The organism is Microbacterium azadirachtae, assembly GCF_000956545.1.
Lineage (GTDB): Bacteria > Actinomycetota > Actinomycetes > Actinomycetales > Microbacteriaceae > Microbacterium > Microbacterium azadirachtae.
In genome coordinates, this window is sequence record NZ_JYIT01000035.1 from 1 (window position 1) to 12,535 (window position 12,535).

Annotated in this window: 6 protein-coding genes and 1 pseudogene; 2 read left to right on the forward strand and 5 right to left on the reverse strand. The window is 69.2% G+C overall.

Annotated elements, in window-relative coordinates; all coding sequences use genetic code 11:
• A partial coding sequence (locus RL72_RS00670) for a rhamnulokinase (RefSeq protein WP_045248874.1) occupies positions 1-1,228 on the forward strand: 1,228 nt, incomplete at its 5' end.
• 9 nt (positions 1,229-1,237) lie between these two features.
• Here the strand turns inward: RL72_RS00670 and RL72_RS00675 are convergent.
• A complete protein-coding gene (locus RL72_RS00675) occupies positions 1,238-2,008 on the reverse strand; it encodes a carbohydrate kinase family protein (protein ID WP_045248875.1) in 771 nt (256 codons plus the stop codon).
• A gap of 142 nt (positions 2,009-2,150) precedes the next feature.
• Here RL72_RS00675 and RL72_RS00680 point away from each other — a divergent pair, with 142 nt between their 5' ends.
• Positions 2,151-2,747, forward strand: coding sequence for a hypothetical protein (locus RL72_RS00680; RefSeq protein ID WP_052674094.1), 597 nt, complete (start codon positions 2,151-2,153; stop codon positions 2,745-2,747).
• A gap of 13 nt (positions 2,748-2,760) precedes the next feature.
• Here the strand turns inward: RL72_RS00680 and RL72_RS00685 are convergent, their stop codons facing one another.
• The 4 genes and pseudogenes from RL72_RS00685 to RL72_RS20005 form a co-directional block, all read right to left on the reverse strand.
• Positions 2,761-4,158: an MFS transporter gene (locus tag RL72_RS00685; RefSeq protein WP_052674095.1), complete on the reverse strand. Its 1,398-nt coding sequence runs from the start codon at positions 4,156-4,158 to the stop codon at positions 2,761-2,763.
• Between the two features lie 210 nt (positions 4,159-4,368).
• Entirely contained in the window at positions 4,369-8,235 is a 3,867-nt protein-coding gene (rpoC, locus tag RL72_RS00690; protein ID WP_045248876.1) for a DNA-directed RNA polymerase subunit beta', read from the reverse strand.
• 78 nt (positions 8,236-8,313) lie between these two features.
• A complete protein-coding gene (gene rpoB / locus RL72_RS00695; RefSeq protein ID WP_045248877.1) occupies positions 8,314-11,814 on the reverse strand; it encodes a DNA-directed RNA polymerase subunit beta in 3,501 nt (1,166 codons plus the stop codon).
• A gap of 268 nt (positions 11,815-12,082) precedes the next feature.
• Positions 12,083-12,535 (reverse strand): annotated as a pseudogene (locus RL72_RS20005) (glycoside hydrolase family 3 N-terminal domain-containing protein); the annotation flags it as partial.

Sequence of the window (12,535 nt, forward strand, 5' to 3'; positions counted from 1 at the left end):
CGCCGAGGCCGTGCGCCGGGAACCCGCGATCGAGAGCATCGGCATCGACACGTGGGCCGTCGACTACGGCCTCCTCCGCGACGATGCGCTCCTCGCCGAGCCGTTCCACTACCGGGACGCGCGCACGCCCCGGGGCGTGGAGGCCGTGCACGCGCGGATCCCGTTCGGCGACCTGTACGCCCGCAACGGCCTGCAGTTCCTGGCGTTCACCTCGCTGTATCAGCTCGCCGCCGACGAGCGGGCCGCCGACGCCGACACCCTGCTGCTCGTGCCCGACCTGCTCGCGCATCGCCTCACCGGGGCGCGCGTCGCCGAGCGCACCAATGCCTCGACGACCGGGCTTCTCCGCGTGCACGACCGCGAATGGGACGTCGCGCTGGCCGAGAGGATCGGGCTCCGCCCTGCACTGCTGCCCGCGCTGGTCGAGCCGGGCGAGCGGATCGGGCGGCTGCGTCCCGAGCTCGCCGCCCGGATCGGCGCGGATCTCCCCGTCGTCGCCGTCGGATCGCACGACACCGCCTCGGCGGTCGTCGCCGCGCCGCTCGCCTCTCCCGACTCCGCGTACATCTCGTGCGGCACCTGGGGACTGGTCGGCGTCGAGCTCGCGGCTCCGGTGCTCACCGAGGAGGCGCGCGCCGCCGGCTTCACCCATGAACTCGGCGTCGACGGACGGATCCGGTTCCTGCACAACGTCACCGGCCTCTGGCTGCTGAGCGAGACCGTGCGCACCTGGGAGGCGGAGGACGGCGCCTCGATCGACCTCCCGGCGCTCCTGCAGGCGGCCGCCGCCGCGGCGCCGACCGTGCTGTTCGACACGGAGGACCCCTCCCTCAGCGCCCCCGGCGATATGCCCGCCCGCATCGCGGCGCTCGTCCGCGCGACCGGCGAGGAACCACCCGGCGACCGGGCCGGGTTCGCGCGCATGATCGTCGCCTCGATCGCACAGGCGTTCGCCGACGCCGTCCGCGCGGCGGCCGCGCTCTCCGGCCGTTCCCTCGACGCGATCGACCTCATCGGCGGAGGCGCGCTCAACGGCCTGCTCTGCCAGGAGACCGCCGACCGCACGGGCCGCCCCGTGCTCGCCGGCCCGGTGGAGGCGACCGCCCTCGGGAACGTGCTGGTGCAGGCCCGGGCGGCAGGCGTGTTCGGCCGCGATGCGTCCCTGGAGGAGCTGCGCGACGTCGTGCTCCGCACGCACCCGCCGGTGCGCTACGCGCCACGTCCCTGAGCTCGGGCGTCAGGTGGCGATGCGGGCGAGACGCGCCTCGAGGCCGTGCCAGTCCTGTGCCGGCGCGTGCGCGACGAGCGGCTCGGGAAGCAGGCGCACCGGCGCGTGACGGACGGTGCCCGCCACGATCGGCGCCGGCAGCAGCACGGCGGGAGGCGCTGCGGCGACGGCTCCGGCGGACGGCGCCGCGGAGACCGCGGCTCCGGCGACGGACGCGTCGTCCGATCTCGTCGCGGCGGTCGCAGCGTCCGGCGCGGGGGTCGTGGCGTCCGTCGACACGTCGAGCGGGCGCGACGTGCCGGGAGCCGCCGATGCGCCTCCTTCGCGGACCGGCTCCTCGGGAGCATCGGCCAGGCCCAGGGCGCGCAGCACCGCGTCGCGCTCCTCGGCCACCGTGCTCTCGATGCCCTGGCGGAGGTCGACGATCACGTCGGCCTCGGCCTGCGCCGCGAGCGAGCGGCGGGTGTCGGAGAACGCGCCGCCGCCTCGGCGCAGCTCGACCTCGGCGCCGCTGCGGTCGCGCACGAGCGAACGACGCGGCGTGCCCTCGGGCGCGGGGACCACGACGAGCCGGATGCCGCGATCCTGCAGCACCGTGCGGATCCGCTCCCCGTCGGAGTCCTCGCCCACGGGGGCGACGATCGTCAGCGCGAGGCCGTGGCCCCGCAGGGCGTCCGCCAGCTCGACGGCGTCGCCGCCCACGCTCTCGCGCATCCCGCCGGGATCGCGGATCTCATCGATCCGCGTGTCACCCAGGATCACCACCCGTTGCTCGGCCATGCCGCCCCCTCTTCCCCCAAACTTCCCCCAGGCTACTCCGGAGCGCGGCACGCACCCTCGGGCACCGGTGCTCGGGCGCGGCGCGCCGAACCGGTGCACGGCGCTGCGGCGCCGCCGAATCGACGGGCCCTATCCTTGCGCCATGAAGAGTCGCAGCGTCGCGGTCGTGCCGGCCCTCCTCAGCCTGGTCGCGATACTCGCCGCGTGCACGCCGGCGGCGACGCATCCTGCTTCGTCGACCCCCGCGACCGCCGGCGCGAGCGCGACCAGGCCCGGGAGCAGCACGTCACCGTCACCGAGCCCCACGCCGACGCCGACGCCGGTGGCGCTTCCCACCGACTGCAAGGCGCTCCTCTCCGCGCCCGTCCAGGCACAGCTCGGCGACCTCCCGCTGAACTCGCCCGCGTACGGGCCGAGCGGCGTGCAGGGAGACGGCAGCCTCATCTGCATCTGGGCCGACCCGAGGTCGGACACCACGAACATCTCCACGACGATCTCACGGAAGGCCCGCGGCGAGGCTCTCGACCTGCTGAACGGGCTCGTGAAGACACAGGGCTTCTCCTGCTACACACCCGACAAGGGCACACGCTGCGAGAAGGAATGGCCTGACGCCCAGTACCCCGTCACCGACGGGCGCACGCTGTTCTGGCGCGACGACGTGCTGATCGACACACGCTACTCGAACCTCGCCCCCACCGGTTTCACGTCGAGCATCATCGCGAGCATCTTCGGATCCTGAGGCCGACGCGGAGTCAGCCGGAGATCTCCTCCAGCACACGCTCCTTGGTCTCGACCGCCCAGCGCAGCACCACGAGCACGCTCACCGCCGCGACGACGGCGAACACGCCGCACGCGATGCCGAAGCTCTTGCTCGCGAAGAAGCCGACCACGATCGGGCCGATCATCGACGCGATGCGCAGCCAGCCCGTCGCGGTGCCGACGCCGACGGCACGGATCCGCGTCGGGTAGATCTCCGGTGTGTACAGATACAGGCCGATGCTGGCGGCGCCCGCGAAGAGGTAGGCGAGCGATCCGAAGACGAGCACCTGCCAGGCCGCGCTCGCGCCCAGCACCGCCAGGATCGCCATCATCACGGCGGTGCCCGCGAGAGAGAAGACGAAGAGTCGCTTGCGCCCCAGGCGATCGATCGTGAGCGCGCAGAGCGCGGCCCCCAGGAATGCGCCGATGTTGCCGATGAGGGCGTAGTTCAGAGCCTGATCCAGCGGAAGCCTGAACGTGCCCTGATAGAGCGAGGGGAGCCAGGTGCCGATGCCGTAGTAGACGATGTACGTCGCGAACCAGATCACCCAGACCGTGAGCGTGCGCCGACGGTACGCGGGGCTGAGGAGCTCCGCGAAGCGCCCTCGCCCCGCGGCGACGGCGACCGAGGTCGGCTGTGGTGCGGGCAGCTCTGTGCCGCTCGCCCTCCGCACGCCGTCCTCGATCCGCGACATCTGCCGATCCGCCTTCGCCGGGTCCGGGAGCGCGGCCAGCCAGCGCGGCGACTCCGGGATCCCGCGCAGGATCAACGGCACCGCCAGGATCGGCAGCGCGCCGATGAGGAACAGCACGTGCCAGCCGAGCGTGGGAACGACGAGTCGCCCGACGACCGCGCACAGCACCACCCCGAAAGAGAACACGAGCTCGAAGAGCAGCACGAACCGACCGCGTCCCTGTGCCTTGGTGATCTCGTTGATGTAGACGGCGCCGATCGGCACCTGTCCGCCCAGCCCGATGCCCTGCAGGAAACGGGCGACGAGCAGAACCCCGTAACCGGGCGCGAACGCGCAGGCGATCGAGAACACGGAGAAGATGACGATCGCCAGCGCCATCGCTCTCGTCCGCCCCAGCCTCTCGGCGACGTATCCGATGGCCAGGGCACCGATCAGCTGCCCGAGGTAGCCGATCGCGATGAGCATCGAGATCTGCACGCCGTTCAATCCCCACAGCGGCGCGAGGACCGGGAGCACCTGTGCGATCGCCAGCGCGTCGAACGCGTCGAAGAAGGTCCCGGTGCCGATCAGAAGGCGGGTGCGCACCTGCCAGCGGCTCAACGGCAATCGCTCCATGCGGCTGACGATGTTCTCCGGCGCGCCGGGCCGCCGCCACGCGACCGAGGTGTCGTCCCGCTGCTCTGCTGCGTGCGTCATCGCATCCTCCTCCCGTGCGCTCTGCCTCGAGAGCACGTACCGGAAAGCGTATACCGAAACTGGGAAAGCGCATACCCATTCCGACGTCTCCGATGTCTCCGACGCCCCGCGCGCATCGCCTTCGACGCAACGGGAAGGGCCCCGGATCCGAAGATCCGGGGCCCTTCCGTCAGACGATCAGTCCGTCACTCAGCGCGGCTCTCGCCTCGCTCAGTTGTAGGTGCCGGGGGTGATGTCGTCGGTCGAGAACGCGTCGAAGTCGACGTAGCCGAAGTCGCCGTCGGCGTACGCCCCGTCGGATGCGAAGATCCGGTTCGGGTAGCGCTCGCTCTTGGCCTCCTCGGTCGCCTCCACGGTGATGTCGCGGTAGCGGCGCAGACCGGTTCCGGCCGGGATGAGCTTACCGATGATGACGTTCTCCTTGAGGCCGACCAGCGGGTCGCTCTTGCCCTCCATGGCGGCCTGCGTGAGCACGCGGGTCGTCTCCTGGAAGGACGCGGCCGACAGCCAGGACTCGGTCGCCAGCGACGCCTTGGTGATACCCATCAGCTCCGGACGGCCGGACGCCGGGCGCTTGCCCGCCGCGACGGCCTCACGGTTGACGTCCTGGTAGCGACGGGCGTCGAGCATCTCGCCGGGGAGCAGGGTCGTGTCGCCGTGGTCGACGACGGTGACCTTGCGCAGCATCTGGCGCACGATGACCTCGATGTGCTTGTCGTGGATCGGCACACCCTGGGAGCGGTACACGTCCTGCACGCCGCTGACGAGGTAGCGCTGCACCTCGCGGGCGCCCATGACGCGCATGACCTCCTTGGGGTCGAGCGTTCCGACCTGCAGCGGGTCACCGACCGAGACGTGCTGGCCGTCCTCGACGAGGAGTGTCGCACGCTTCAGCACCGGGTAGACCACTTCCTCGTCGCCGTTGTCGGGCGTGAGGATGACCTTCTTGGACTTGTCGGTCTCCTCGATCGTGATGCGGCCGTCGGCCTCGGCGATCGGGGTGGCACCCTTCGGGGTACGGGCCTCGAAGAGCTCCTGCACACGGGGCAGACCCTGCGTGATGTCACCGGCCGACGCGAGGTGGAAGGTACGCATCGTCAGCTGCGTGCCGGGCTCACCGATCGACTGGGCCGCGATGATGCCGACGGCCTCGCCGATGTCCACCGTCTTGCCGGTGGCCAGCGAGCGACCGTAGCACTGCGCGCAGACGCCGACCGCCGAGTCGCAGGTCAGCACGGAGCGGACCTTGATCGACTCCACGCCCGCCGCGACGAGCTTGTCGATGAGCACGTCGCCGACGTCCTCACCGGCCGTGGCGAGAACCTCGCCGGCTGCGTTCACGACGTCGGACGCGAGCGTACGGGCGAACACGGAGTTCTCCACGTTCGCGTCGCGCACCAGCTCGCCGGCGCTGTTCGGCGCGGCGATCGGGAGCTCGAGGCCCTTCGACGTGCCGCAGTCGTCCTCACGGATGATGACGTCCTGCGAGACGTCGACCAGACGACGGGTCAGGTAGCCCGAGTCGGCCGTACGCAGAGCGGTGTCGGCGAGACCCTTACGGGTACCGTGCGTGGCGATGAAGTACTCCGCCACCGACAGCCCCTCGCGGTACGAGGAGATGATCGGACGCGGGATGAACTCACCCTTGGTGTTGTTCACCAGACCGCGCATACCGGCGATGTTACGGATCTGCAGCCAGTTACCACGAGCACCCGACGACACCATGCGATTGATGGTGTTGTCCTCGGGGAAGTTCGCCTGCATCTCGGCCTGGACCTCGTTGGTCGCCTTCGTCCAGAGCTCGACGAGCTCCTGACGACGCTCGGCGTCGGTGGTCAGACCCTTGTCGTACTGCGCCTGGATCTTCTCGGCCTGCTTCTCGTAGCCCGCGACGATCTCCGCCTTGTTCGGCGGGGTGATGACGTCGCTGAGCGCGACGGTCACACCCGAGCGCGTGGCCCAGTAGAAGCCGGCGTCCTTGATGCGGTCCAGCGACGCGGCGGTCTCGACCTTGGGGTACTCCTCGGCGAGCTTGTTGACGATCTGCGACAGCTTGCCCTTGTCGGCGACCTCGCGCACGAACGGGTAGCCCTTCGGCAGGGTGTCGTTGAAGATCGCCTGGCCGAGCGACGTGTCCACGAGCCCGTGGTTGTCGTAGCCCTCGGGGGCCTCGCCCTCGAGGAACGTCAGCCCCGGGATGCGGATGCGGACCTTGGCCTGCAGGTCGAGGGTGCCCTCGTCCTTCGCCAGGATCGCCTCGCCCACCGAGCCGAACGCACGACCCTCTCCGAGCGCACCTTCCTTGACCGTGGTCAGGTGGTGCAGGCCGATGATCATGTCCTGCGAGGGCAGGGTGACCGGGCGGCCGTCGGACGGCTTGAGGATGTTGTTCGACGCGAGCATCAGCACGCGGGCCTCGGCCTGAGCCTCGACCGAGAGCGGCAGGTGCACGGCCATCTGGTCACCGTCGAAGTCGGCGTTGAACGCCGCGCAGACGAGCGGGTGCAGCTGGATGGCCTTGCCCTCGACGAGCTGCGGCTCGAAGGCCTGGATGCCCAGGCGGTGCAGGGTGGGGGCGCGGTTCAGCAGCACGGGGCGCTCGCGGATGATCTCCTCGAGCACGTCCCAGACCTCGGGACGCATGCGCTCGACGGCGCGCTTGGCCGCCTTGATGTTCTGCGAGTGGCCCAGGTCGATCAGGCGCTTGATCACGAACGGCTTGAACAGCTCGATCGCCATCGTCTTGGGCAGACCGCACTGGTGCAGCTTGAGCTGCGGGCCGACGATGATGACCGAACGGCCCGAGTAGTCCACGCGCTTGCCGAGCAGGTTCTGGCGGAAGCGCCCCTGCTTGCCCTTCAGCATGTCGCTGAGGGACTTCAGGGCGCGGTTGCCGGTGCCCGTGACGGGACGACCGCGGCGGCCGTTGTCGAACAGCGCGTCGACGGCCTCCTGCAGCATGCGCTTCTCGTTGTTGACGATGATCTCGGGGGCGCCGAGGTCGATCAGACGACGAAGACGGTTGTTGCGGTTGATCACACGGCGGTACAGGTCGTTCAGGTCGCTGGTCGCGAAGCGACCACCGTCCAGCTGCACCATCGGCCGCAGCTCCGGCGGGATCACCGGCACGACGTCGAGCACCATGGCGGCCGGGCTCATGCCGGTCTCCAGGAACGAGTTCACGACCTTGAGGCGCTTGATCGCGCGGATCTTGCGCTGGCCCTTGCCCTCGGAGATCTGCAGGTGCAGCTTCTCCGACTCGGCGGCCAGGTCGAACGCCGCGAGGCGACGCTGGATCGCCTCGGCGCCCATGTGCGCCTCGAAGTACTGGCCGAAGCGGTCCTGCAGCTCGTGGAACACGTCGTCCTCGGGACGCAGGGCCCCGACCTCGAGGGTGCGGAAGTCCTCCCACACGCGCTCGAGCTTGACGATCGCCTCGTCGGCGCCCTTGCGGATCAGGGACATCTCCTTCTCGGCGGCGTCCTTGACCTTCTTCTTGGCGTCGGCCTTGGCGCCCTCGGCCTCGAGGGCCGCGAGCTCCTCCTCCAGCTTGGCCAGGCGCTCCGCGATCTTGGCGTCGCGGCGGTCGCCGAGCGTCTTCAGCTCGAGGCGGATGTTGTTCTCCTGGGTCGCCAGGTCGCGGTGACGCGCGTCCTCGTCGACCGAGATGACCATGTACGCGGCGAAGTAGATGACCTTCTCGAGGTCCTTCGGCGCCATGTCCAGCAGGTACCCGAGGCGCGAGGGCACGCCCTTGAAGTACCAGATGTGGGTGACGGGCGCGGCAAGCTCGATGTGGCCCATGCGCTCACGGCGGACGGAGCTCTTGGTGACCTCCACGCCGCAGCGCTCGCACACGATGCCCTTGAAGCGCACGCGCTTGTACTTGCCGCAGGCGCACTCCCAGTCGCGGGAGGGGCCGAAGATCTGCTCGCCGAACAGGCCGTCCTTCTCCGGCTTCAGCGTGCGGTAGTTGATGGTCTCGGGCTTCTTGACCTCACCGTACGACCACTTGCGGATGTCGTCTGCGGTGGCGAGGCCGATGCGAAGCTCATCGAAGGTTGTTGCGTCGAGCACTAGTTCTCCTGTGTCGAAATTCTCTTAAGAAAAGTGGGGAGTTCGGGGAGCCCGGAGTGGATCCGGGCCCCCGAAGGCTCAGATCTCGTCGATGGATGCGGACTCGAAGCGGCTGGAGATGTTGATCCCCAGCTCCTCGGCGGCGCGGAAGGCCTCGTCGTCGGTGTCGCGGAGGTTGACCGCCGTGCCGTCGGCCGAGAGGACCTCGACGTTCAGGCAGAGCGACTGCATCTCCTTCATGAGCACCTTGAACGACTCCGGGATGCCCGGCTCCTGGATGTTCTCGCCCTTGACGATGGCCTCGTACACCTTGACGCGGCCGAGGATGTCGTCGGACTTGATCGTGAGGAGCTCCTGCAGTGCGTATGCGGCGCCGTAGGCCTCGAGCGCCCACACCTCCATCTCACCGAAGCGCTGGCCGCCGAACTGGGCCTTACCGCCGAGCGGCTGCTGGGTGATCATCGAGTAGGGGCCCGTCGAACGCGCGTGGATCTTGTCGTCGACCAGGTGGTGGAGCTTCAGGATGTACATGTAGCCCACGGAGATCTGCCCCGGGAACGGCTCGCCGGAGCGGCCGTCGAACAGGGTGGTCTTGCCGGAGGAGTCGATCAGGCGCACGCCGTCACGGGTCGGCAGGGTCGAGTCGAGCAGACCCTCGATCTCCTCCTGGTGAGCACCGTCGAACACCGGGGTCGCGACCTTGGTGCCCGGGGCGACGTCGAACGCCTCCGCGGGGAGGTTCGCCGCCCACTCCGGGTTGCCCTCGATCTTCCAGCCCTGCTTGGCGACCCATCCGAGGTGGGTCTCCAGCACCTGGCCGAAGTTCATGCGGCCGGGGATGCCGAGCGGGTTCAGGATGACGTCGACCGGGGTTCCGTCGGCGAGGAACGGCATGTCCTCGACGGGCAGGATCTTCGCGATGACGCCCTTGTTGCCGTGACGGCCGGCGAGCTTGTCGCCCTCGGTGATCTTGCGCTTCTGGGCGATGAAGACCACGACGCGGCGGTTGACGCCCGAGCCGAGCTCGTCGTCGCCGTCCTCGGCGTTGAACTCCTTGACCGCGATGACCGTGCCCTGCTCGCCGTGCGGCACCTTCAGGGACGTGTCGCGGACCTCGCGGCTCTTCTCGTTGAAGATCGCGCGGAGCAGACGCTCCTCGGCGCTCAGCTCGGTCTCACCCTTCGGCGTGACCTTGCCGACGAGGATGTCGCCGGGGCGGACCTCGGCGCCGATGCGGATGATGCCGCGCTCGTCCAGGTCCTTCAGGAGCTCGGGGCTGACGTTGGGGAGGTCACGGGTGATCTCCTCCTTGCCGAGCTTCGTGTCGCGCGAGTCGACCTCGTACTCCTCGATGTGGATCGAGGAGAGGGTGTCGTCCTTCACCAGGTCCTGGCTGAGGATGATCGCGTCCTCGAAGTTGTGACCCTCCCACGTCATGAAGGCGACGAGGAGGTTCTTGCCGAGCGCGAGCTCGCCGTTCTCGGTGGCGGGGCCGTCGGCGATGACCTCGCCGACCTCGACGCGCTCGCCGGCCGAGACGACGACCTTCTGGTTGTAGGACGTGCCGTGGTTCGAGCGGTCGAACTTGCGCAGGTAGTACTCCTGCGTGCCGCCCTCGTCGAGCATGACCACGACGCGGTCTGCGGAGACCTCGGACACCACACCGGCCTTGTCGGCGGTGATCACGTCACCGGCGTCGATGGCGGCGTAGCCCTCCATACCGGTGCCGACGAACGGCGACTCGGAACGGAGCAGCGGCACGGCCTGACGCTGCATGTTGGCGCCCATGAGCGCGCGCTGCGCGTCGTCGTGCTCGAGGAACGGCACGAGCGAGGTCGCGACCGACACCATCTGGCGCGGGGAGACGTCGATGTAGCCGATCTCCTCGGGGAGGAACATGTCGACCTCGCCGGATCCGCCCTTCGGACGCGCCAGGACGTGCGCCTCGGTGAAGCGGCCGTCCTTGTCGAGCGGTGCGTTCGCCTGCGCGATGTTGAAGTCGACCTCCTCAGCGGCGGTCAGGTAGTCGATGTGCTCGGTGACCTTGCCACCCTCGACCTTGCGGTACGGCGTCTCGATGAAGCCGAAGGAGTTGATCCGCGCGAACGTGGCGAGCGAGCCGATCAGACCGATGTTCGGGCCTTCCGGGGTCTCGATCGGGCACATACGGCCGTAGTGCGAGGGGTGCACGTCGCGCACCTCGACGCCGGCGCGGTCGCGGCTCAGACCACCGGGGCCGAGGGCCGAGAGGCGGCGCTTGTGGGTCAGACCCGCGAGCGGGTTGTTCTGATCCATGAACTGCGACAGCTGCGAGGTGCCGAAGAACTCCTTGATCGCGGCGACGACGGGGCGCACGTTGATCAGGGTCTGCGGCGTGATCGCCTCGATGTCTTGCGTGGTCATGCGCTCGCGGACGACGCGCTCCATGCGGCTCAGACCCGTGCGGACCTGGTTCTGGATGAGCTCGCCGACGGCGCGGATGCGGCGGTTGCCGAAGTTGTCGATGTCGTCGGTCGCGAGACGGATCTCGGCCTTCTTGCCGCCGCGGATGCCCTCGAAGGTCTCCACGCCGGCGTGCAGGCGCACCAGGTACTTGATGGTCTCGACGACGTCCTTGACCGTGAGGACGGACTCGTCCAGGGGCAGGTCGAGGCCCAGCTTCTGGTTGATCTTGTAGCGGCCCACCTTGGCGAGGTCGTAGCGCTTCGGGTTGAAGTAGAAGTTGTCCAGCAGCGCGCGGGCGGCCTCGGCGGCGACCTGCTCGCCCGGACGGAGCTTGCGGTAGATGTCGCGGAGCGCGTCCTCCTTGGTGAGGATCGTGTCCTTCGCGAGCGTCTCCTCGATCGAGGTGAAGCCGGCGAACTCGGCGAGGATCTCCTCGCTGGTCAGGCCGAGGGCCTTCAGGAAGACCGTGACGGACTGCTTGCGCTTGCGGTCGATGCGCACGCCGACCTGGTCGCGCTTGTCGATCTCGAACTCGAGCCAGGCGCCGCGCGAGGGGATGACGCGAGCGGACACGATGTCCTTGTCGCTCGTCTTGTCGGGGGTCTTGTCGAAGTAGACGCCCGGGGAGCGGACGAGCTGCGACACGACGACGCGCTCGGTGCCGTTGATGATGAAGGTGCCCTTGGCGGTCTGGAGCGGGAAGTCGCCCATGAAGACCGTCTGGGTCTTGATCTCACCGGTCTGGTGGTTCATGAACTCGGCCTCGACGTAGAGCGGGGCCGCGTACGTCTTGCCGCGCTCCTTGCACTCCTCGATGGAGTACTTCTCGGGCTCCAGGTACGGGTTCGTGAACGAGAGCTGCATGGTCTCGCTCAGATCCTCGATCGGGGAGATCTCCTCGAAGATCTCCTCGAGGCCGCTGGCCTCGGGCACGTCCTTGCGGCCGGCCTTCTTGGCCTCCGCGACGCGCTGCTTCCAGGACTCGTTGCCCACGAGCCAGTCGAAGGACTCGGTCTGCAGGGCCAGCAGGTCGGGGACCGTCAGCGTGTCGGAGATCTTGGCGAACGAGAGGCGGGAGTGGCCGCGTCCGTTCTTGGTGGTGGTGGGAGTGGATGCGTTGCGAGCAGCAGCCAAGGGAATAACCTCCGTGAGCCCCGAAGGGCGTCTCGATTCCTCGTCGTCAGGTGGAGTGCGCCGCGTCACACGGCCGCACGCTGAAGGCGCTCTGTCGAGGAGCGAGGAACGTACGGAGTCTGCCGACCACCATATGAGGGCAGGGAGGAGCGAGGCGCAAAGATCAACTATAGATCGGAAATCGCGACATGGCAAGCGTGATTCTTGACCTTCTGCGCCGACAGGGGTATAACCCGGGCGCGCGCCCCCTCAGAGCGGCATCCCGGAGTCATCGAGCGTCGCCCACGAGCGCCTCCCGGGCGAGCTCGGCGCCGATCCGGCTGCTCGCCCGCACATCGAGGACCGGCAGCGCGAGATCGGGTCCGGGGAGGCCGACGTTGACCACGACTGCATCCGGATCCGCTGCCGCGACCGCGTCCACGAACCCGCGCTGCGCGTCGTCGGTGTCGATGCGGTCGACGAGCACGACGACGCGCGCGTCGCGCTCCGCGGCCGCGGCGCGGGCTCCGGCGACCGCATCCGCGATCTCCGCGTCGCCCGCCCGCTCGGCGTCGACCCGGAGCGACCAGCCGCCGCCGGTCAGCGCGTCGGCGACGTAAGGCGCGGCGCTGTCGACGGCGAGGGTGGCGCGGCGGCGCGCGTCCAGCGCCACGAGCTCCGCCGCAGGGGATCCGAGCGCTCCCCGCACGGTGAGCGAGCGGAGCACGACGTCGCTGAGGTC

Excerpts from the sequence above, each read along its gene's own strand:
- RL72_RS00685 (WP_052674095.1), bottom strand. The coding sequence starts at position 4,158 with ATGACGCACGCAGCAGAGCAGCGGGACGACACCTCGGTCGCGTGGCGG.
- RL72_RS00680 (WP_052674094.1), top strand. The coding sequence starts at position 2,151 with ATGAAGAGTCGCAGCGTCGCGGTCGTGCCGGCCCTCCTCAGCCTGGTC.
- RL72_RS00675 (WP_045248875.1), bottom strand. The coding sequence starts at position 2,008 with ATGGCCGAGCAACGGGTGGTGATCCTGGGTGACACGCGGATCGATGAG.